At 45.9% G+C, this 23,404-nt stretch carries 17 protein-coding genes; 3 read left to right on the forward strand and 14 right to left on the reverse strand.

The window, feature by feature from the left end:
- Window positions 1-2: 2 nt before the first annotated feature.
- From cbiB to DQM55_RS09400, 8 genes are all read right to left on the reverse strand, one after another.
- Entirely contained in the window at window positions 3-953 is a 951-nt protein-coding gene (cbiB, locus tag DQM55_RS09365; protein ID WP_111676405.1) for an adenosylcobinamide-phosphate synthase CbiB, read from the reverse strand.
- A 1-nt stretch (window position 954) separates the two neighbouring features.
- Window positions 955-2,313: a cobyrinate a,c-diamide synthase gene (locus DQM55_RS09370; RefSeq protein WP_111676407.1), complete on the reverse strand. Its 1,359-nt coding sequence runs from the start codon at window positions 2,311-2,313 to the stop codon at window positions 955-957.
- A 298-nt stretch (window positions 2,314-2,611) separates the two neighbouring features.
- Entirely contained in the window at window positions 2,612-4,369 is a 1,758-nt protein-coding gene (locus DQM55_RS09375; RefSeq protein ID WP_111676408.1) for an ABC transporter ATP-binding protein, read from the reverse strand.
- Window positions 4,359-6,125: an ABC transporter ATP-binding protein gene (locus DQM55_RS09380; protein WP_032908920.1), complete on the reverse strand. Its 1,767-nt coding sequence runs from the start codon at window positions 6,123-6,125 to the stop codon at window positions 4,359-4,361. Before DQM55_RS09380 ends, DQM55_RS09375 begins: the two co-directional genes overlap by 11 nt.
- Window positions 6,118-6,576 (reverse strand): MarR family winged helix-turn-helix transcriptional regulator, encoded by a 459-nt coding sequence (locus DQM55_RS09385; RefSeq protein WP_111676410.1) that lies wholly within the window; start codon window positions 6,574-6,576, stop codon window positions 6,118-6,120. The genes DQM55_RS09380 and DQM55_RS09385 overlap by 8 nt, the downstream gene beginning before the upstream one ends.
- Window positions 6,577-6,729: 153 nt before the next feature.
- The gene (locus DQM55_RS09390) at window positions 6,730-7,140 is read right to left on the reverse strand and encodes a peptide deformylase (protein ID WP_111676412.1); all 411 of its coding nucleotides are present in this window, start codon (window positions 7,138-7,140) and stop codon (window positions 6,730-6,732) included.
- 46 nt (window positions 7,141-7,186) lie between these two features.
- Window positions 7,187-8,086 (reverse strand): fructokinase ScrK, encoded by a 900-nt coding sequence (scrK, locus tag DQM55_RS09395; protein ID WP_002925822.1) that lies wholly within the window; start codon window positions 8,084-8,086, stop codon window positions 7,187-7,189.
- Between the two features lie 159 nt (window positions 8,087-8,245).
- On the reverse strand, window positions 8,246-10,210 hold the full coding sequence (locus DQM55_RS09400; RefSeq protein WP_111676414.1) for a sucrose-specific PTS transporter subunit IIBC: 1,965 nt from the start codon (window positions 10,208-10,210) through the stop codon (window positions 8,246-8,248).
- 195 nt (window positions 10,211-10,405) lie between these two features.
- Between DQM55_RS09400 and DQM55_RS09410 the strand changes: the two genes are divergently transcribed.
- Together DQM55_RS09410 and DQM55_RS09415 are read left to right on the forward strand one after the other, a co-directional pair.
- Window positions 10,406-11,860 (forward strand): sucrose-6-phosphate hydrolase, encoded by a 1,455-nt coding sequence (locus DQM55_RS09410; RefSeq protein ID WP_111676418.1) that lies wholly within the window; start codon window positions 10,406-10,408, stop codon window positions 11,858-11,860.
- Window positions 11,841-12,806, forward strand: a complete 966-nt coding sequence (locus DQM55_RS09415) for a LacI family DNA-binding transcriptional regulator (RefSeq protein ID WP_111676420.1) — start codon at window positions 11,841-11,843, stop codon at window positions 12,804-12,806. Before DQM55_RS09410 ends, DQM55_RS09415 begins: the two co-directional genes overlap by 20 nt.
- Window positions 12,807-12,900: 94 nt before the next feature.
- Here DQM55_RS09415 and DQM55_RS09420 read toward each other — a convergent pair whose 3' ends face one another.
- The 6 genes from DQM55_RS09420 to uvrA form a co-directional block, all read right to left on the reverse strand.
- A complete protein-coding gene (locus DQM55_RS09420) occupies window positions 12,901-16,599 on the reverse strand; it encodes a pullulanase (RefSeq protein WP_111676422.1) in 3,699 nt (1,232 codons plus the stop codon).
- Between the two features lie 225 nt (window positions 16,600-16,824).
- Window positions 16,825-17,256 (reverse strand): transcription antitermination factor NusB, encoded by a 432-nt coding sequence (gene nusB, locus DQM55_RS09425; protein ID WP_172454762.1) that lies wholly within the window; start codon window positions 17,254-17,256, stop codon window positions 16,825-16,827.
- Window positions 17,249-17,638: an Asp23/Gls24 family envelope stress response protein gene (locus DQM55_RS09430; protein WP_002896484.1), complete on the reverse strand. Its 390-nt coding sequence runs from the start codon at window positions 17,636-17,638 to the stop codon at window positions 17,249-17,251. Before DQM55_RS09430 ends, nusB begins: the two co-directional genes overlap by 8 nt.
- 19 nt (window positions 17,639-17,657) lie before the next feature.
- Window positions 17,658-18,218 (reverse strand): elongation factor P, encoded by a 561-nt coding sequence (gene efp / locus DQM55_RS09435; protein WP_002910568.1) that lies wholly within the window; start codon window positions 18,216-18,218, stop codon window positions 17,658-17,660.
- A gap of 61 nt (window positions 18,219-18,279) precedes the next feature.
- Window positions 18,280-19,341 (reverse strand): M24 family metallopeptidase, encoded by a 1,062-nt coding sequence (locus DQM55_RS09440; protein ID WP_111676426.1) that lies wholly within the window; start codon window positions 19,339-19,341, stop codon window positions 18,280-18,282.
- A 151-nt stretch (window positions 19,342-19,492) separates the two neighbouring features.
- Complete coding sequence (gene uvrA, locus DQM55_RS09445; protein WP_111676428.1) at window positions 19,493-22,324, reverse strand: excinuclease ABC subunit UvrA; 2,832 nt, start codon at window positions 22,322-22,324, stop codon at window positions 19,493-19,495.
- Window positions 22,325-22,451: 127 nt separating this feature from the next.
- On the opposite strand from uvrA, the gene DQM55_RS09450 reads away from it, so the two are divergent.
- Window positions 22,452-23,396, forward strand: a complete 945-nt coding sequence (locus tag DQM55_RS09450) for a magnesium transporter CorA family protein (RefSeq protein ID WP_032912532.1) — start codon at window positions 22,452-22,454, stop codon at window positions 23,394-23,396.
- The last annotated feature ends 8 nt before the right edge of the window (window positions 23,397-23,404 follow it).

Below are 23,404 nucleotides of genomic sequence, written 5' to 3' on the forward strand. Positions count from 1 at the left end.
TCCTAGAAATATGCTTGCTTTACTAAATAAAATAGAGTAAACAAGATTAAACCTGTCATGGTGCTTGTATAAAGCAGAGAGATAGCCGTCTGAATATCATCCGCCTCAACCGGTCTGGAATCCTCTCCAATGGTCGGTTTCTCAATCAGCTCTCCGTGATAGATGTGCGGTCCGCCCAGCTGAATCCCCAGAGCTCCAGCCACAACTGCCTCCGAAAAAGCACTGTTGGGACTGGCATGCTGGTAGCGATCCCGCCAGCCGATTCGCAACGCCCCCTTGAAATCCAGCAGTAAAATCTGACTGCTGAGAATCAAGAAAAGCCAAGTCAAACGCGCAGGAATCAGATTGGCCAGATCATCCATCTTGGCAGATATCAAGCCGATTTTGCGGTATTTCTCCGTCTTATAGCCTACCATGGAGTCTAAGGTGTTGATGGCCTTATACGTCATGGCTAAGATAGGTCCGCCTAGAAAGAGGCAGAGCAGTGGTCCAATAACCCCGTCACTGGTATTTTCAGCCACCGTCTCAATCGTCGCCTTGCTGATTTCCTCTGGTGTCAGCTGAGAAGTTTCACGGCCAACAATCATACCAACTTGCTTTCTAGCTTCTTCCAAACTACCAAACTTGAGCCTATGGTAAACCTTTTGGGCCTCAAAAGCTAGACTCTTAGCCGCTAGACTAGCATAGGCCAGATAGATCCAGACGAGCCAGTAGAGGACGGGATGAACCAGACCAGCCAACCAGAGCAACCCGTAGCTCACTCCCAGCCCCAGTCCAACTGTTGTCAGCCAGAGGAAAAAGCCAAACAGATAGGGCGAAAACTGCCTTTTCTCCTGCAAACGCATACATAAATAAATATAGGAACCCATCCACTTGACTGGATGAGGCCAGCTATAGGGGTCGCCAATGAGCCAGTCCAGTAAGACGGCCAAAAAAATTGCAATGAGTGTCATATCAGTTCGCCTCTTTGATATAGTCCAGCCAGTTGGCTAGCAGCTGCTCATCCTGATAAAAATGAACATGCAGGTAGCTGGCAAAGGTCCGGCCCTTTTGATAACCGCCTGTCCAGGCAGCTACGACCTGACCGTCTCTGACCTTCTCTAGCTTGAGGACCGTATCTTCCTCCGTCTCAAAGACCGAATGATGAAACTCATGTCCCCTGACCGCTGTACCTTTAGGACCAAAAAGACTGTCTACCTGCGTTTCTGCTTGGCAGTAGCCAAAGCTTTTCAGGCCGGGGGTCATCAGGCTCTTGCCCTTGAAAATACCGACCATTTCATAGACCTGACCCTCTACTTCCAGCAGCTCTCCCAGATACATGAGGCCACCGCATTCTGCGTAGATTGGCCGCCCCTGTTCGTGAGCTTTCTTAACCGAAGTTCGGAAATCAGTATTTGCCATCAGCTCCTGAGCGTAGACTTCTGGAAAACCGCCACCAAAATAATATGCATCTGCTGCTGGCAGTTCCTTATCTTTCAGAGGGCTGAAAGGCACCAGCTGGACATTGAGATCTCTTAAAAAGTCTAGATTATCTTCGTAGTAAAAGTGGAAAGCATCATCCAAAGCATAAGCCAAAGTCAAGGGCTGGTCATTGTGGACATGAAAAGGATTGGCCATCTGCTTATCGGGCATTTCTGCCTTTTCCAGCAGCCTGTCTAGATTTATATGCTTGGCTACTGCCGCTCCCAATTCCTCAAATCGACGGTCCAAATCATCCATTTCTACATCAGGGATTAGACCCAGATGGCGCGATGGCAGCTCTGCTGTCGCATTCTTAGGCAGATAGCCTAACACTTCTACATCCGTGTAACGCTCAATGGCGCCCTTGATAAGTTCAAAGTGAGTCTGTGAAGCCACCCGGTTGATAATGACCCCAGCAATGTTCAAATCCGGATCAAAAGTCGCAAAACCATGAACCATAGCAGCCGCTGAGGTGGATGTCGCCTTCCCATCAATAATCAAGACAACCGGAATGCTCAACTTCTTAGCAACAGAAGCAGAAGACGCACAGTCCTTGTCCGTTCCCAGGCCATCAAAGAGCCCCATGACCCCTTCGACTACTGCCACATCTGCGTCTCCATGCCATTTGTAGTAGGACCAAGCCAGACTCTGATCGTCCGGTATCATAAAGCTATCCACATTCCGTGAAGGCCGCTTGGTAATCCGACTATGATAAGCTGTATCAATATAATCAGGTCCTACCTTATAAGGCTGGACCTGATAACCTCTGTCTGCCAGAGCTTTCAAAATCCCTAGGGTAACTGTGGTCTTTCCGACACCGCTGGAAACACCAGCTAGCATAAATTGCTTCATCGCTTTACTCCAGATTCGCTGATAAAAAAAGTACTACAAAAAAATAAGGAATTTTTATTTTTTTGTAGCACCGTTGCTCACTTATATATAGAGCAAACACCCCGTTGTGTTCGCTTCCAGTTCTTATATTAAATTTATTTTAATATAAAGCGTAAAAGCTGTCAAGTTTTTAATAGAGCATCTGCGAAAAAAGTCAAGATTCTAGAGCGTCTCCACTGAAAATTGAGCATTTTTTACAATTCTGTTAAATTTAAAAAAACATCAGGAAAAGGAACATTCCTGATGTTTTATTTGAGCGTCAACCTGCATCTTCCTCTACAAACTGACTATTATAGAGGTCCGCATAGAAGCCATTCTGCTCCATGAGTTCATCATGGTTGCCCTGCTCGATGATATTTCCATCGCGCATGACCAAGATAAGATCCGCATTACGGATAGTAGATAAGCGGTGGGCAATGACAAAGGAAGTCCGGCCCTCCATGAGTTTGTCCATAGCCTTTTGAATCAGCTCCTCCGTCCGCGTATCGACTGACGAAGTTGCCTCATCCAAGATCAAGAGCGGTGCATCTTTCAGCAGAGCACGAGCGATTGTCAATAGCTGCTTCTGACCGACCGATAAGTTAACCGTATCATCCAACACTGTATCATAGCCCTGCGGCAGAGTCATGATAAAGTGATGAACACCGACCGCCTTCGCTGCAGCAACAACTGCTTCATCTGTCACATGCTCCTGATTATAAATCAAATTCTCCCGAATCGTCCCCTCAAAGAGCCAGGTCTCCTGCAAGACCATTGAAAAGGCATCGTGAACCTCAGAGCGCTTCATATCCTTAATATCTATACCATCAATGCTGATACGCCCCTTGTCAATTTCATAGAACTTCATAAGGAGATTAACGATGGTCGTCTTACCAGCACCCGTTGGGCCGACAATGGCAATCTTCTGTCCGGCTTTGGCCTGGGCTGAGAAATCATGAATAATCGTCTGGTCTGGCTTGTAGCCAAAGAAGACATCTTCAAAGGCGACATCTCCCTTGACAGCAGCAAGCTGCTGCTCTTTATGCTGGTCGTCTTCCATCTCAGGCTCAGCCAGAAATTCAAGGACACGAACCAGTGCTGCACCAGCCTGCTGCAAGACAGTGATACCTTGGGCAATCTGTGACAATGGCTGAGAGAAGGTCCGCACATAAACCATAAAGGCGACGATAATTCCGATGCTAATAGAGCCGTTAATCGCCAGAGCAGCACCGACCAAAATAACCAGCACATAAGCAAAATTCCCCGTAAAGAACATGAGCGGCATCATCATGCCAGAGATAAATTGAGACTTCCAAATACTGTTATAGAGATTGTGATTGAGAACTGCAAAGCGCTCCTTAGACTGCTCAATAGCATTATAGCTGGTAACGACATTATGACCGGAGTACATTTCCTCTACATAACCGTTGACAGCCGCCAGATCGTTTTGCTGGGCGGTGAAATAGCCCTGAGACTTGCCCATGATGAGGCCGACAAAGACAAAGCCGACTACAGTAGCCAAGATGGTTACCAAGGCCAAGATCCAGTTCATGAAGAACATGGTCAAGACCACAGCCACCAAGAGCAAGCTGGCAGAGATAACATTCCCCAGACTCTGGTTGAGGGATTGGCCGACCGTATCCACGTCATTGGTCACGCGCGACAGAGTATCCCCCTGAGAATGACCGTCAAAATAGCCCAACGGCAGCTTGTTTATCTTCTCTGCAATGGCCGTCCGCAGCCGCTTGGAGAAATACTGGATAACCGTACTGATGATAAAGGACTGACCATAGTTGAGCAGGGCTCCGACTGCATAGAGCACGGTCAGCAGAAGGGCAATCTCAGACACAGCTTTTAAATCAATGCTAGTAGCCAGACCATCAGAGATGAGGTTGGTAATTTCTTTTAATTTATTTGGCCCATAGACCGTAATAATGTTTGACAAGACAGCTCCCACAAATGCCAAAGCAAGAGGAAGCTGGAAGCCTTTGAGATAAGGCCTTATCTGGCTAAATAATGAAGGCTTCTTATTTTCCATTTTCTAATTCCTCCTTGGATAGTTGTGAGTAAGCAATTTCTTGATAGACTTCGTTGCTGGCCAAAAGTTCTCGGTGAGTACCTTGACCGACTACCTTACCAGCATCCAAGACCAAGATTTGATCCGCATCCATGATGGTAGAAATCCGCTGTGCTACGATCAGCTTGGTCATATCCTGCGTCCGCTCAGCCAGTTCCTTGCGCAAAATGCGGTCTGTCTTATAGTCTAGGGCTGAGAAGGAATCATCAAAGATGAGGATTTCTGGCTTACGAGCCAAGGCTCTGGCAATGGCCAAACGCTGACGCTGGCCACCAGAGAAGTTGGTTCCGCTTTGAGCCACTTCAGCTTTCAGCCCCTTTTCCTTCTCTTGGACAAAGGGCTTAGCCTGTGCTAGGTCAAGAGCCTCCCACATTTTCTGCTCATCCAGCGGGCTTTCTTTGCTTTGACCGAAGTCCAGATTGCTCTCAATATCACCAGAGAAAAGCACAGCCTTTTGCGGGATGTAGCCGACCTTATTATGCAAGTCTTCCAACTGGTAATCTTGAACATTGACACCATCTACCAGAATCTCTCCTTCAGTCACATCGTAGAAACGAGGGATGAGATTGACAAGAGTGGATTTCCCTGAACCGGTTGAACCGATAAAGGCCACGGTATCACCAGCCTGAGTTGTAAAGCTGACATGCTCAATGACTGCTTCTGAATTCTTGGAATAGCGGAAGGACACATCTCGAAAGACCACCTCGCCCTTACTATCTGCTGCTGCCTTAGGATGTTCTGGACTGGTGATAGAAGAATGCAGATCCAGTACTTCATTAATCCGGCCAGCCGATACAATGGTCCGAGGAAGGACGATGAAGAGTGCCCCCATGAGCAAGAATCCAATCACAATCTGCATAGCATAGGACATAAAGACGACCATATCACTGAAGAGTGGGAGACGCTCCTGCAGTCCAGCCTCCTGAATCAAATAAGCACCAATCCAGTAAATAGCCAGTGTCAAACCGCTGGAAATCCCCATCATAACTGGGTTCATCATGGCCATCAGACGACCGATGAAAAGATTGAGTCGAGTTACTTCATCATTAGCTGCCGCAAATTTCTCATCCTGATAATCCTCAGCATTATAAGCCCGGACCACGCGAATCCCAGTCAGACTCTCTCTAGTGACACTGTTTAGCTTATCGACCAAGCGCTGCGCCACTGACTGCTTGGGAAAGGCCAGTGTAACCAAAACTACTGTCAGCAGGATATTAACAAGAACGGCAATGAGAACAGCTGTCAGCCAGTTCTCAGACTTACCGATAATCTTAGTCATGGCCCAAATCGCCATAATCGGTCCCCTGGTCACTACCTGCAGTCCCATGGTAATTAAGGTCTGTACCTGGGTAATGTCATTCGTTGTCCGAGTTAGCAAACTAGGAATTGAAAATTTCTTAATCTCCGTCTGCGAATAGTCTAGCACACGGTTGAAAATATCGCTCCGCAAACTCTGGGTAAAGCTAGCTGCTATACGAGCTGCAAAAAAGCCAACCACAATAGCTGACAACAAGCTAGCAAAAGACAGGCCGATCATTTTCAGACCGGGCTCCCACAGATCCGCCAAACCAGTCCCCGGCGTTTGCAATAGCTCTGTAATCGTCGAAATATAGGTCGGAACTTCTAATTCCAAATATACCGTCAGGAAGGTGAAGAGCACACTGAGAACAATCATGCTCACTTCCCTTGCCGTCAGCCGTTTAAATAACTTAAACATCTTTTCCTCCATTTTCTAAACTTTCGATATTCTGATAAAACTTGGCCATGACTTGAGAAAAAATCAGCAGTTCCTGCTCAGAAACACCATTCAAAATAGAACGGTTCATTTCATCAAAAAAGTCACGGATTTTCTTCATTCTTTCCTGCGACTGCGGAGTGAGTCGGATATATTTAGCCCGCTTGTCTGTCTTGCTCGTTTCCAGCTGGATAAAGCCATTCTTCTCCATCCTTTTCATTAAGTTAGAAGCCACAGATTTGGAAATATCCAACTTCTGCTCAATATCCTTGATAAGAGTATCCTTCCCCTCTTCCGTACGACAGGCGACAATATGCAAGACTTGCCCCTGTGGCCCAGCCATGGACTCAATCCCGTGCTCCTTAGCAAGCTTTTCCACTATGAGGTGAATCTTTCGTCCAAAACGCTTCATTTCTAATAAAGGCTTTTCCATCAAAACTTCCTTCCTAGATTGGTTCTCGTGAGAACTAATTAGTTTTCATGAGAACCATTTTACCACATAGAAGAAAGATGTCAAGAAAAAAGTTTCTATGAGAACTATTTTTTCGATAAAAAAATTCAGCCTTTCCCAGGCTGAATTACTTCCTTAAATCAAGATTCCTTCCAAATGATCCAATTCATGCTGGCAGATTTGGGCAGGTAGGCCTTTCAAGGTCATGGTCTGCTGCTGCCAATGTTTATCCAGATAATCAATTGTGATTTCCTGATAACGTTGGGTAGGACGGCTTCCAACCAAGGACAGGCAGCTCTCTTCTGTCTGATAAGGGCCTGACTTAGAGCGCAGCACCGGATTAAACATGACTACCGGCACCAAACCATATAGAAAGATAATGACTCGCTTACGGACGCCAATCATATTGGCTGCGAGTCCTATACAGTTTTCTTGATTTGCCTGCAGCGTATCCTGCAAGTCTTGAGCCAGATAAAGGTCTTCTCTGCTAGCCTGCTCTGATGGCTGCTGTAGGAAGAAAATATCTTTGACAATTGCTTTTTCCATTACTTTTCCTCATAGAGAAGGGCCTGATAAATCAGACCCTATAAACTTATTTTGCGTGGCGCTCACTAACTTCTTTAGCCAGTACAAAGTTGCCCAGCGTTGCGGAGCCATTTCCAGCCACAGCTGGTGTCACGATATAGTCACGAACATCGGGAACTGGCAAATAGCCATTCAGGAGAACTGTGAATTTCTCACGAACCCGATCCAGCATGTGCTGCTGAGCCATAACACCGCCACCAAAGACGATGACATCTGGACGGAAAGTCACTGTCGCCTGAATAGCCGCCTGAGCGATATAGTAAGCTTGAATATCCCAGACAGAACTATTGAGTTTAATATTTTCCCCACGAACTCCGGTCCGCGCCTCTAAGCTTGGTCCAGCCGCCAATCCTTCCAAACAGCCATTGTGGAAAGGACAAACACCATTGAACTCTTTTTCCGCATCCATAGGGTGCTTAGCTACATAATAATGCCCCATTTCCGGATGACCTGTTCCGCCGACAAACTCACCTCGCTGGATAGCACCAGCACCGATTCCTGTCCCAATCGTATAATAAACCAGATTTTCAATACGACCGCCAGCATTGTTGCGGGCTACCACTTCACCGTAAGCTGAGCTATTGACATCCGTCGTAAAGTAAATAGGCACATTGAGAGCACGGCGCAGAGCGCCAACAATGTCCACATTAGCCCAGTGCGGCTTAGGAGTAGTCGTAATAAAGCCGTAAGTCTTTGAGTTGGGATCAATATCAATCGGCCCGAAAGATCCAACAGCTAGACCAGCTAGATTGTCAAAACGAGAAAAGAACTCAATCGTCTTGTCTAGCGTTTCAATAGGCGTGGTCGTTGGAAACTGTGTCTTTTCAACAACTTCAAACCGTTCATCGCCTACAGCACAGACAAACTTAGTGCCGCCCGCTTCCAAACTTCCATACAATTTTGTCATTATAAATCCTCTTTTAACATTTGATTTTTACTCTATTCATTATAGCATATCTCTTGCAGACTTCTTGCCAAAAATAGTCTTTTTAAATCTTTTTCAACAAGACTGTACTTATGACATAAAAAACGAACAAAAGCTGATTTGTTCGTTTTCTAAATTCCATTAGGCTTTCACTTCGATAACTGCGTCGCCTTTAGCAAGAGCTCCTTCTGCTACTGGAGTCACAGAAGCGTAGTCAGCTGTGTTTGTAACGATGACCATAGTCGTATCATCCAGACCAGCGGCTGCAATTTTCTCAGCTTCAAATGTTCCCAGAACATCGCCAGCTTTGACCTTGTCACCTTGAGCAACCTTTTGGTCAAAGCCTTCGCCGCCCATAGATACTGTGTCGATTCCGACGTGAATCAGAATTTCAGCACCATTGGCTGTCTTCAAACCATAAGCATGGCCAGTCGCGAATGCAATCGTAACTTCTGCATCAGCCGGAGCATAAACCACACCTTCGCTAGGTTTGATAGCAATTCCTCGTCCCATCGCTCCGCTAGAGAAAACAGGATCATCAACATCGCTCAAAGCTACTGCCTGACCAACAATTGGAGAAATAATTGTTTCGTCTTGGAGGGCAGCTGGCACATTACCAGTTGTTTCTTCTTCGACCTGTGTTTCAGTTTCAGCTTTTTCATCTTTTTTATCAAGAGCAACTCTCAAAGCAACGCTAGGGATTGAAGCTTTTGATAAAACATCTGTCATTTTATCTTGCCACTCATCTTTCTCATCTTCAAAACCAAACATATAAGTCAATGCAAATCCAAGAGCAAATGATACAGCTACCATGAAGAGATATTGGAAGAGTTGTCCATTACCGATATAAAGCATTGTACCTGGAATGATAGTGATACCATTACCAGTACCAGCAAGTCCAAGGAGAGATGCCAAGCCACCACCAATTGCACCAGCAATCAATGAAAGGAAGAAGGGTTTGCGGTAACGCAAGTTAACCCCGAAGATAGCTGGCTCTGTAATACCAAGGAAGGCAGAAAGAGCAGCTGGGAAAGCAAGGGCTTTTAACTTAGGATTTTTCGTTTTGAACGCAACAGCTACAGTCGCTGCACCTTGGGCTGTCATAGCAGCAGTGATAATCGCATTAAATGGATTCACCTTATCAGTAGCGAGTAACTGAATTTCAAGCAAGTTGAAGATATGGTGAACACCTGATACGACAATCAATTGGTGAACTCCACCAATCACCAAACCACCTAAACCAAACGGTAAAGCAAGGATTGCTTTTGTTCCAAACAAAATGTAGTTTTCAACAACGTGGAATACTGGTCCGATGACGAAAAGTCCAAGGATAGACATTACCAAAAGTGTAACGAATGGTGTCACCAATAGATCCAAGACATCTGGCACAACCTTGCGGAGAGCTTTTTCAAACTTAGCTCCAACAACCCCGATAATGAAGGCTGGAAGAACAGAACCTTGCAAACCAACAACTGGGATGAAGCCAAAGAATTTCATGGCAGTCACTTCGCCACCTGATGCTACTGCCCAAGCATTTGGAAGCGAGCCAGACACCAGCATCATACCAAGGACGATACCAACAGCTGGATTTCCACCAAATACACGGAAGGTTGACCAAACAACCAAACCTGGCAAGATAATGAAGGCTGTATCCGTAAGGATTTCTGTATAGGTCTTCACATCATCTGGAAGTGTCATCCCAAGAGCGTTCAAGAGTCCACGCACACCCATGAAGAGACCTGTTGCTACGATAACTGGAATGATTGGTACAAATACGTCACCAAATGTACGGATGGCGCGTTGGAACCAATTCCCTTGCTTAGCAGCTTCTGCTTTCATGTCATCTTTTGATGAAGTTGGCAATCCTAAGGCTACAACTTCGTCATAGATTTTATTAACCGTACCGGTACCAAAGATAATCTGGTACTGGCCGGAGTTAAAGAAGGCACCCTGCACTTTTTCCAGATTTTCGACAGTATTTTTGTCGATTTTACTTTCATCTTTAACCATCACGCGCAAGCGAGTCGCACAGTGAGCCACACTGTTGACATTCTCGCGTCCGCCAAGGGCTTCGATGACTTTTTTTGCAATTTCAGTATTATTCATTTGCAAAAATCTCCTTATAAATATTTTTAACTTTTGAAAGCGATTTTATCGCCTTTACGAATATTATTTTACCATGATTCAAAAATATGTCAAGCGTTTTGCAGAAAAAATATTTTTTTACTGTTAAATGTTGATTTTTCGTCGGAAAACGTTTACTATAGTAATAAGAAATAATATGATTCGGAGGACAAAAGATTGGCTTGGACTACTGAAAAACGCTACAAACGCTATGAAGACTGGACTCAGGAAGAGCTACAACAGATCAAAGAAAACATCGCTAAATCTCCTTGGCGGGCTAACTACCATGTGGAGCCTCAGACGGGTCTGCTCAATGATCCCAATGGCTTTTCTTATTTTGACGGCAAGTGGGTGGTTTTCTACCAAAACTTTCCTTTCGGAGCAGCTCACGGTCTCAAGTGCTGGGTCCAGATGGAAAGTGACGACCTAGTTCACTTCACGGAAACTGGTCTTCGAGTGCTGCCAGATACTGCTCTGGACAGCCACGGTGCCTACTCAGGCTCTGCCATGCAGTTTGACGACAAGCTCTTTCTCTTCTATACTGGCAATGTTCGTGATGAGAATTGGGTGCGTCACCCCTATCAGATCGGTGCCTTGTTAGATAAATCAGGTAAGCTCGAAAAAATTGACAAGGTCTTGATTGAGCAACCTGCTGAAGCGACCGACCACTTCCGCGATCCGCAGATTTTCAACTACAAAGGGCAATTCTATGCTATTGTCGGTGGACAAAACCTAGACAAGCAAGGCTATGTCAAGCTTTACAAGGCAGTTGATAATGACTATACCAACTGGGAATCCGTCGGTGATTTGGACTTCGCCAATGACAAGACAGCCTATATGATGGAGTGTCCTAATCTAGTCTTTATCAATGACCAACCAGTCCTGCTCTATTGTCCTCAAGGTTTGTCTAAGGATGTACAGGACTATGGCAACATTTATCCAAACATGTATAAAATAGGTCGATCGTTTGACACAAACAAAGCTGCTATGATTAATCTTAGCCCTATCCAAAATCTGGACTACGGTTTCGACTGCTACGCGACCCAAGCTTTTAACGCACCTGACGGTCGTGCACTGGCTGTCAGCTGGCTAGGCTTGCCTGATGTGGAATACCCATCTGACCGCTTCGACCATCAAGGGGCCTTCTCTCTCGTCAAGGAATTAAGTCTGAAAGACGGCAAGCTCTACCAATACCCAGTGCCTGCTATCAAGGATTTGCGAGCAGAGGAACAGCCTTTCACTGCTCTGGCAGAAAGCAAGAACAGCTACGAACTAGAACTAGATTTCGCTGCGAACACCGAACACGAAATCGTCCTCTTTGCAGACAAGGATGGCAAGGGGTTACGCATCAATTTTGACCTCAAGGAAGGTCAAGTGACCGTTGACCGCAGTCAGGCGGGTGAGCCATTCGCTCTGGACTTTGGAACCAGCCGAAGCTGTGATATTGACAAAGAAGCCACAAGTGCTACTATCTTCATCGATAAATCAATTTTTGAAATTTTCATCAATAAAGGAGAGAAAGTATTTTCCGGCCGTGTCTTCCCGAGAGAAGACCAGACAGGCATTGCTATTACTAAGGGCAATCCAACCGGTACTTACTATGAATTAGATTATGGTCGCAAAGCTAACTGATGTAGCAAAACTAGCAGGAGTCAGCCCCACAACTGTTTCCCGCGTCATCAACAGAAAAGGCTACTTATCCGACAAAACGATCTCTAAGGTTGAGGCAGCCATGCGAGAATTGTCCTACAAGCCCAACAATCTGGCGCGGAGCCTCCAAGGAAAATCGGCCAAGCTAATTGGACTCATTTTCCCTAATATCAGCAATGTCTTTTACGCAGAATTGATTGACAAGCTGGAGCATGAGCTCTTTAAACAAGGCTATAAAACTATCATCTGCAATAGTGAGCATGACTCAGACAAGGAGCGTGAATACCTTGAGATGCTGGAAGCCAATCAGGTGGACGGCATCATTTCTGGCAGCCACAATCTAGGCATCGAGGACTACAATCGCGTGACCGCTCCAATCATTGCCTTTGACCGCAATCTTTCGCCGGATATCCCTGTCGTCTCCTCAGACAACTATGGTGGCGGAGTGCTGGCGGCCCAGACCTTAGTCAAGGCTGGAGCTCAAAACATCATCATGATTACTGGCAATGACAATTCCAACTCGCCAACTGGCCTGCGCCACGCTGGCTTCGCTTCCGTCCTGCCAGACGCACCTATTATCAATGTTTCCAGTGATTTCTCACCGGTCCGAAAGGAAATGGAAATCAAGCAAATTCTGACTCAGACCAAACCTGATGGCATTTTTACATCAGACGATCTGACAGCCATTTTAATTATGAAAGTCGCACAGGAGCTGAACATCCAGATCCCTGAAGATTTGAAAATCATCGGCTATGATGGCACCTACTTTGTGGAGAACTACTACCCACAGCTAGCAACGATCAAACAGCCACTGAAAGATATCGCCCGTCTCTCTGTAGACCTACTCCTCAAAAAAATTGCCGGCCAAGAAGTCCAAACAACTGGCTATTTCCTGCCAGTCAGCCTCTTGCCCGGTAAGAGTGTTTAAAACTTATACAAACAAGGAAAGACGACCTCCATTATTGGAAGTCGTCTTTATTAGCCATAGTCTAAAAATTTCTCACAGGGCATTAATCAAATTACTACTCTTTCTTTCTAAAGCTTAACAGACCGGCTAGAAAAGCAAGGAAGCCACCTAAAAGTGCCAGCAGGGAAGTGCTTGTTCCGGTTTTTGGCAAGGCTTTTTCTGTTTGGCTAGCCGCTTCTTTTACTGCTGAAGCCTGAGGTTTTTGCGTATCCAAGGATAAAGCCTGAGGCTGAGCTTTGGCTACAGAAGCGGCAGACAACTTCTCTTCTTGAGCTGCTGGAGCTTGGGATTTTTCTTCCTGAGCTGGGTTTGCTTTTCGAAGTCGCAAAATAGTCGCTGTCAGCGGAGCTAAGGCTAAACCATTGCCGTTTCTGGTGACACCTGCTGGATCAGAAATGGCTGTCACTCCTGCGGTATTGCCATCTGCCACAACTTCTGCACCTGCCAGATGCTTGTAGGCTTCACCAAAGTTGAATTGTCGTTCCTTGGTGTCTGCATTGACAAAGATAGCATAAATATCGCCATTCGACGCAACCACTTGGTAGCCGAGAACAAGGTCCTCTTTCTCAATACCATCCTTGCCAGGCTGGGTGATGAGGGTCACATTTTGCTCCACTTCATCTTTGGAGCTGCGGGTAAAGGCATCCGTTGATTTCCGCAAGGCAATCAAGCCTTTCATATAGGCACGACTCTTGGCATTTTCAGGGAACTTTTCCGAATCAGTCGCCTTGGTCCAGTCAAAATGATTGACCGCGTCGCTCGAATCATAAGAATCATGAATGAAGTACGGATAGTCAAACGGCGTGCCGTCTTCATTGGTCAACAAATGCGCTTTGTTTGGAACCTTGTCTTCGGAGACAGGATATTTATAGGCAGGATCGCGGAATTGCTTGGTCCGGCCGTACTCTTGACCAGAGTGGATAAATGGTGTCCCTTGCGAAGTCAGAATCATCAGATTTCCCAAACGTAGGCGGCGATGAATCTCCTGATAGTTGGCTGCCACTGCCGGATCTTTCTTGATTGACTGGGCAATAATATCAAAGAGCGTCAGATTATCATGGGCTGCGATGTATTGAATCACATCCCCTGGACTATCCGCCTCAAAATTGGTTGGTTGCGCCTTGATGTTTTTAAAGACATTTTCTACACTGCGTTTGCCACCGGTGATAAAGGCTGGTGTTCCCTCATTTGGATAACCTGATTTCAAGGTATTGCGAATATCATCTGAGAAGACTGCTACCGTGTCTGTTGACTTCATCCAAGACTGGTCAGCAGGCTGAACAGCTTTATTTTCATCACCTGTATAGGTCTTCCAGCCCTCACCCAGCATAATGAGATTTGGGTTGAGCTTCTTGGCTTCCTCAAAGGCTTTTTGGATGGACTCAGCATCGTGGTCCCCCATCATATCAAAGCGGAAGCCATCTACCTTGTACTGTTCTGTCAGGTACTTGATCGAATCCACCAAGACCCGTCTGCTCATATAGTGAGTAGTACCCAAGCGGCCGCCACCAAAGCTGGTTCTCGGTGTGCCATCCGCATCCATAAAGTGATAGTAATTTGGTTCCAAATCTTCAAAGATTGAGGTCTTAGCCGTATGATTATAGACCACATCCATGATAACGCCCATGCCACGCTTATGAATTTCGTTGACAAGGTTTTTGAATTCCTCAATGCGCTTGGCTGGATCTGTCGGCGCGCTGGAGTACATACCTGTCAGCGAAAAATAGTTTTGCGGGTCATAGCCCCAGTTGTAGTTGCTGTTGCTAGAAGCGTACTTGTCCATGCGCTCAGCATTTTTCAGCTCATTTACAAAGTAATAACTTAGAACTGGCAAGAGCTGAACGTGGGTCACTCCTAAGTCTTTCAAATAATCCAATTTCTCAATGAAAGCTGAGAAGGTTCCAAATTGAGATTTCAAATCCTTTGAAATAGCTGGATCAGAGGTAAAGTCACGAACGTGCGCCTCATAAATCAAGGCATCTTCCCGCTTCTTGAAGTTCGGAATTGTAGCATAGGTCAGGTCTTTCGGTCCATATTCACTTGGATCTACAAAGGCTGCCTTAGCAATCTTGTAGGCATCCCCCTTGTCCGCATCTTCACTGTTCCAAGCTGCTAAAGACTTGGCATAAGGATCCAGCACAAGAAACTTTTTGCCGCCGCGAGTAATTTCATAATGATAGAAATAGCCACGATAGTCAGAAATCCCCAGGCCGCTCTCAGGCGTTAAGCTGCTGGTCCATGTGCCAGACTCCCCTTTCTGCATAGCCAAGCGTCCAATAACCTTGTTCTGATCTTCTTTGTCATAGACCACCAAATCAACTTGGTCCGCACTTGGTGACCAGAAGGTTAGGTCCACTTGTTTGCCCGCTTGAGAAACACGTGCTCCCAAATCACCATCATACTTGTAGATACTATCCTTCAGCTGCCAGTTCATGCTGGTTTTGAATTGATCATTGCCATATTTGATAAGGTAAGGTGACTGAGCTTGGTTAAAATCACCGATGAATTTGGCGCTTTTAGTCTTAGGATCCAGAACTACATCTTTAACAACGACGTCATTGCCATCTTTGTCTGTAATCTTTAAATTCTTTAAAATATCCTCTTTTTTAGCGTTTTCTAAGGTAGAAAAGCTGGCTTCAATCTCGGTCAATCCTACATGCTGGGCTCCTGTCATACGAATATCGTTGACAAAGTAAGGGTTGGTATAAACTGTCGGATCCGCATCACGCAAGAAAATTTGGCTGTTTTTCTCCAAATTAGCGAAATTATAATCCTGATTTTGAATCTTCACATCATCTCCTGATTTACTTTCGTCTAGAAGCAAAAAGCCAATCATCTTAGCAGCATCTTTCAAGGGAACATCTACATAGCGACCATATTTCCCAGTATTTTCAAAATCCACTCCATCAGGCCAATTCTTGCTTGGATTTTGGACATCTCCCCAGAGCCAGAGTGACTTCTTATCATACTGGCCATCTGTACGATAGTAGTTGATTCGAACCATCCCTTTTTTCAAAGGCTCATAAGTATGAGGTTGATAGTCTGTGTCAAACCAAACCTCATTCATCTGCGGGCTGAGCAGTTCAACTGTCTTATCACCTGTAATATTTTGCCCAGCTGTATTATTGATTAAAAGGCTGATTTTGCTTCGTTTTTCGGCCATCTTGACATCAAGATAATAGCCGTAGTCATCTTCTTTAGCAGTCGCAAAACTAGTCGCTCCAGTCGGCCAACCACCCTTTTGGCTAGAAGGCGTCTCAACATCATCCCAAGTCCACAAGCCCAAACTGTCTAGATTTTGTGAAGGCAAGGTTTTGAAATGAAAGCGAATATTGCCTTCTTCGATAGCATCTTTCGCCGAAGCCTGCGGCTGACTAACTGGTTCTTGCTTGTCTTTTTCACTTGGATTCGCAGTTTCTTGACCAGCTGCTTCTGAACCTGCACCAGCTGGAGCTTGATCGGCTAGCACACCAGTTGGAGCAGCCTGCTCTGAAGCTCCCGCTCCTGAACTATCTGCCTCTCCAGTTTTTTCTTCATCTGCTGACTTAGGTAGGGCTGCCACATTTGCATCAGAGACTGCTTCTGTTGCTGGGCTGGTAGCTGTGCTCGCCTCATCCGCTCGGACTAATTGGGCGTTTCCCAATAGGAATCCTGAGGCAATGACAACAGAGGCTACTCCTACTTTTAAGCGACGGATGCCGAAATAATGACGCTTTTCGCCCATCCGAGACTGTAGGTGATAGTTATTTTTCATAAACAGAAAACTCCTTTATTTTTTCTTATAGAGAACATCTATGCAAACGTTTTCTGTATTTATTATACCGATTCTTTTTCAAGTTGTAAAGGCTTTCAAGAAGAGTTTTTCTCACTCAGATACCTCATGCTCTCTGGGCGGATTTTGATGATTCGATAAACTATTTGCGATTCAAACAACAATTGGCAAACAAAAAAGCCAAGACACTTGTCTTGACCTTCATTATTATTCAACGATAAATTGACTCAAAATCCCATTAATGAACTTACTGGACTTTTCGTCAGAGAATTGCTTGGAAAGCTCAATGGCTTCGTTGACTGCTACCAGCTGTGGGGTGTCAAACTCTGTAATCTCAAAGATACCCAGACGCAGGATGTTTTTTTCGACTAACGTCAGACGATCCACAGTCCAGCCCTTTTTGAGGTGCTGGGCAATTTTCTTGTCCAAGTCGTCCTTGGACTGGACCACACCAGAGACCAGATTGAGCAAGAAGGCTGGAATATCAGCTTCCGCCGCTTTGTCTGCCTCTTCCTCCTTATCATACGAATAGGCAAATCTGCATGCCTCCACAAGATCCCCTTCATACTCTAGGCTCATCAGGGCCTGAAAAGCCCGCTGGCGCAGACCTCTTCTGGATTCCAACAGTATATCAGTCATTGAGGAAGTCCTCATCAAATAGATCTTTCAAGTCTGGCTTCGGTGCTTTTTCTGGAACAATGCCTGCCACATGGATATTGACCGCAGACAGCTCTACCTCAGCCATATCAAAAACGGCGCTTTTTACAGCCTTCTGGATTGCTACTGCAACAGTCGGAACGCTGACACCGTATTCCAAATACAGATAGATGTCTACAGTCACATCACCTGTCTCATCTGTATGGAGCGATACTCCACGACCGAGTGAGCGCATAGAAAGACTGTCTGACATACTCTTATTTGCGAAGGAATAAACACCTTCTACCTTTGCCGTTGCAATGGCAATGATTTTTTCCAAAACACGTGGCGCAATGACGATTTCACCTAATTGTTCAGCTGCCATAGTTATTACCTCTTCTATATTATGCACGAGAAACGTAAGTTCCTTCTGCAGTGTTGATGATTAATTTTTGTCCAACTTCGATGAAGTCTGGTACGTTAACAACAAGACCTGTCTCTAGTGTCGCTGGCTTACCAGATCCGGTAACAGTAGCTCCCTTGATAGAAGGCTGAGTATCTGTCACGACCAATTCAACTGTTGTTGGTACTGTCACACCAATCACTTCTGTTCCGTAGAACTGGATTTTCACATCAGAGTTTTCAAGGATGAATTTCAATTCTTCTTCTACATTGACTACTGGAATTTCATATTGATCGTAAGTCTCAGTATTCATGAAATAAGCAGTGTCATCCATTTTGTACAAGTATTGAGCTGGAACAGTTTCAATAATGGCTTGTTCAAATTTTTCTTCTGGACGGTAGCTGGTATCGAAGGTAGAGCCAGTACGAACATCGCGCAGTTTCATCCGCATAATCGTATTTCCCTTACCTGGCTTGTGGTGGCTCGCTTCCAAAACGCGGATGAGTTTTCCATCAGCTGTTTCGAAGGTCATTCCAGCTTTCAGCTTACTTGCTTCAATCATTCTATATTACCTCTTTTTAAAATTATATTTCTACTTATTCTATCATAAAGCCTGATAATTCTCAAATAACAATCAACTCTTTCGGCGCAAGAGTTAGGACTTCGCAGCCTGTTTCTGTGATGAGGAGATCGTCTTCGATGCGGACGCCGTATTTGCCGTCCAGATAAATACCCGGCTCATCAGTCAGGACCATGCCCGCCTCAATCGGCTTTTCTGACTTGCCAAAGTAAGGAATCTCATGGATGTCTAGACCGATACCGTGGCCAATCCCATGGCTAAAGTAAGGACCGTAACCAGCATCGTTAATAATCTGGCGCGGAATCCGGTCAAAATCAATTCGGCTAAGCCCAGCCTTGGCTGCTTTTATCAGGGCTTGATTGCTGCGCAGGACAATATCATAAATCTCCCGCTCCTCATCCGTCACCTGCCCCACATGAACAGTCCGCGTCATATCACTGACATAGTGATTGTAGTAGCAGCCAAAGTCCATGGTCAGGGTTTCCCCTTTTTGAATGACCTTGTCACTAGCCACACCATGCGGCATAGCAGAGCGGTAACCCGAAGCGATGATGAAGTCAAAAGAGGCACCTGAAGCACCTAGCTGGCGCATACGGGCATCTAAAAAGTTCATAACAGCCAGCTCAGTCGTCTCACCAGGCTTGATAAAATCCAGTACATCCAGGAAGGCTTGGTCCGAAATCTGACAGGCCTTGCGAATAGTCGCGATTTCTTGCTCATCTTTAATCATGCGCAGATTTTCAATAAAGCCCGTCATAGGAACCAGCTCGTAGGCAGAGAAGACACTTTCCAGCATTTTGAAGTAGGCATAGGAAATTTCATCGTCAAAACCGATTTTTTGCAGCTTGTCATCCGCAATAATCTTGACAATCTCTCTAATCGCGTCGCGGGTTTCGACAATATCAAAACCTTGGACTACTCCCTTGGCAATCAGTGTATAGCGCGCATCCGTCAGGAAAATCCGACGATTCTTGCTGATAAAAACTGTCGCTTCTGTCCCGCTGAAGCCAGTCAGATAGTAAACATTTTTCAGATTGGTTACTAAAACAGCATCGCATTCTGTCTGAGCCAATGCTGCTTCAAACTTCTCAACTCTTGATAACATGAGGCACCTCCGTGAAATAACTAAGCTTATTATATCAAAAAACCAGTCAAATAGGACATTTTTTAATAAGCCTTGCCTAAGACTTAAATCTGACGAGCATTCTCCGACACGAAAAATCCCTGTTTTTAATATCAAACAGGGATTTGATGTATTATTTCACATGCAGCTTGCCTTTCAAGTACTGGCCGGTATAGCTAGCTGGATTAGCAGCGACTTCTTCCGGTGTACCCGTCGCAATAATCGTACCGCCACCAACACCGCCTTCTGGTCCTAAGTCGATAATATGGTCAGCCGTCTTGATAACATCCAGATTGTGCTCGATAACGAGTACCGTATTGCCATCGTCCACAAATCGTGATAGCACTTGAAGGAGCTTGGCAATGTCTTCAGAATGCAGACCCGTGGTCGGCTCATCCAAGATATAGAAGGACTTACCAGTCGAGCGCTTATGAAGTTCGCTGGCCAGCTTCATCCGCTGGGCTTCACCACCTGACAAGGTTGTGGCTGGCTGCCCTAGAGTCACATAGCCTAGTCCCACATCCTTGATAGTCTGAAGTTTGCGGGCAATCTTGGGAATATGCTGGAAGAACTCTACCGCATCATTGACCGTCATGTCCAGAACCTGAGCGATATTCTTCTCCTTGTAGTGAACCTCTAGAGTCTCGCTATTATAACGGGTGCCGTGGCAGACCTCACAGGCCACATAGACGTCAGGCAGGAAGTGCATCTCAATCTTGATAATCCCATCACCCGAGCAGGCCTCACAGCGGCCTCCCTTGACGTTAAAGCTGAAACGGCCCTTCTTGTAGCCGCGAATCTTGGCTTCATTGGTCTTGGCAAACAGATCGCGAATATCGTCAAAAACTCCAGTATAGGTAGCGGGATTAGAGCGCGGTGTCCGGCCAATCGGACTTTGGTCGATATCAATCAGTCTGTCCACATGCTCAATACCGCTGATTTTCTTAAACTTACCTGGCTTGGCAGAATTGCGGTTGAGTTTTTGGGCGATGGCTTTTTTGAGAATAGAATTGACCAGCGTTGACTTACCGGATCCAGAAACTCCCGTCACAGCGATGAATTTGCCCAAGGGGAATCTAGCCGTAATATTCTGCAAGTTATTTTCCTGAGCACCAGTCACTTCGATAAAGCGACCATTGCCTACACGGCGTTCCAATGGTACTGGGATTTCGCGCTTACCTGACAGGTATTGGCCTGTGATGGATTTCTTGCTCTTAGCTACTTGCGCAGGAGTACCAGCTGCGACGATTTCACCACCGAAAACACCGGCTCCTGGTCCCACATCAATCAGCCAGTCAGCCTCCCGCATGGTGTCCTCGTCGTGTTCAACCACGATGAGGGTATTGCCCAGGTCACGCATCTTCTTGAGGCTGGCAATTAGGCGGTCATTGTCACGCTGGTGCAAGCCGATAGAGGGCTCGTCCAGGATATAGAGGACGCCACTCAAGTTAGAACCAATCTGGGTCGCCAGACGAATCCGCTGGCTCTCGCCTCCTGATAGAGTCCCAGCCGATCGAGACAAAGTCAGGTAATTAAGACCAACATTATTAAGGAAGGTCAAACGGTCATGAATTTCTTTGAGAATAGGCCGAGCAATAGTAGCTTCATTGTCAGTCAAGCTAAGCTTGTCCAACTGGACCAGATGATCTGCAATGGACAAGTCTGAAATCTCACCGATATGCAAGCCGTCTTCGCAGCCAACCTTGACAGACAAGGCCTGAGGGCTGAGTCGATAACCATGACAAGCCGCACAAGTCAGCTCATTCATATAAGCCCGCATCTGTGTCCGAGTAAAATCACTATTGGTCTCATGGTAGCGACGGTTGATATTGGTGACAACCCCCTCAAAAGGAATGTCAATATCGCGCACACCACCAAATTCATTTTCATAGTGGAAATGGAACTCCCGCCCATCTGATCCAAAGAAAATCAGCTGTTTTTCTTCCTCCGTCAGTTCCTCAAAAGGCTTGTCCATATCAATGCCAAAGGCAGCCATGGCCTGCTCTAGCATCTGCGGATAGTAGTTGGAGGATATGGGATTCCAAGGTGCTAGTGCTCCTTCGCGTAAGGTCTTGCCAGCTTCTGGCACAACCACATCTAGATCCACCTCCAGCTTAACCCCCAGACCATCACAGTCCGGACAGGAGCCAAAAGGCGCATTGAAAGAGAAGAGACGTGGCTCTAGCTCTGGCACTGTAAAGCCACAAACAGGGCAGGCATAGTGTTCAGAAAAGAGTAGCTCTTGACCATCCATAGTGTCAATCACCACATAGCCCTCAGCAATCCGCAGAGCAGCTTCGACCGAGTCAAAGAGACGGCTACGCACCCCTTCCTTGATGACAATTCTGTCTACTACGACCTCAATATCATGTTGCTTGCTCTTTGACAGCTCTGGCACTTCCGTCACATCGTAAATATCTCCATCCACCCGCACACGGACATAACCGTCCTTCTGAATCTTATCAAAAACGGTCTTATGCTGACCCTTTTTCTTGCGAATGACCGGCGCTAAAATCTGCAACCGCTGACGCTCTGGCAATTCCAAGACCTTGTCAACAATCTGCTCGACAGACGAAGCCGTAATAGCTCCATGACCGTTGATACAGTATGGCGTCCCAACACGAGCATAGAGCAGACGCAGGTAGTCATTGATTTCGGTAGCTGTTCCCACTGTTGAGCGGGGATTTTTGCTAGTCGTCTTCTGGTCGATGGAAATAGCCGGGCTGAGACCATCAATCGAGTCCACATCCGGCTTTTCCATATTGCCCAAAAACTGCCGGGCATAGGCCGACAGACTCTCCACATAGCGGCGCTGCCCTTCTGCATAAAGGGTGTCAAAAGCCAGACTGGACTTGCCCGAACCGGACAGCCCCGTCACCACGACCAGCTTGTCTCTGGGAATTTCTACATCAATATTTTTTAAATTATGAGCTCGCGCTCCATGAATCACAATTTTATCTTGCATCTTGACCTCGTTTCACTTATAAACCTTCTCCATTATAACAAATTTTTCTGCAAACTTTTGCCCCAAAAACCCGAATTTGTAGTATAATAGTACGGTATGCAAAAAAACTCTGGAAAGGAAAATGATTATGAAGCAAGTCTTTTTATCAACTACGACAGAATTCAAAGAGATTGATTCGCTCGAATCAGGCACTTGGATCAATCTTGTCAACCCTTCCCAGAGTGAATCAATCGAAATCGCCAACGCCTTTGGTATTGACATCGCAGACCTGCGAGCACCGCTCGATGCAGAAGAAATGTCCCGACTTACGATCGAGGATGAGTATACACTGATCATCGTTGACGTGCCCATCACTGAGGAGCGGAATAACCAGACTTACTATGTCACGATCCCCCTTGGCATTATCATCACGGAAGAGGCTATTATTACCACTTGTTTGGAAAAATTACCTCTGCTGGACATCTTCATTCACAGGCGCCTGCGCAACTTCTATACTTTTATGAAGTCACGTTTCATCTTTCAGATTCTCTACCACAATGCCGAGCTGTATCTGACAGCCCTGCGCTCCATTGACCGCAAGAGTGAGCAGATTGAAAGTCAACTGCACAAGTCCACGCGAAATGAAGAACTGATTGAGCTCATGGAGTTGGAAAAGACCATCGTCTATTTCAAGGCCTCTCTCAAAACAAATGAGCGTGTGATTAAGAAGCTGACAAGCTCCACCAGCAATATCAAGAAATACCTGGAAGACGAGGACTTGCTGGAAGACACCTTGATTGAGACCCAGCAGGCCATTGAGATGGCTGATATCTACGGCAACATCCTCCACAGTATGACAGAGACCTTCGCCTCTATCATTTCTAATAACCAGAACAATATCATGAAAGCCTTGGCTCTGGTGACCATTGTTATGTCTATCCCGACCATGATTTTCTCGGCCTATGGGATGAACTTCAAAAATAACGAACTGCCTCTCAACGGCGAACCACATGCTTTCTGGATTATCATGTTCATCGCCTTTGCCATGAGTGCTTCGGTCATGGCCTATCTCATGCACAAAAAACTATTTTAACCTTTAGA

It is taken from the genome of Streptococcus sanguinis (assembly GCF_900475275.1).
GTDB classification, from domain to species: domain Bacteria; phylum Bacillota; class Bacilli; order Lactobacillales; family Streptococcaceae; genus Streptococcus; species Streptococcus sanguinis_N.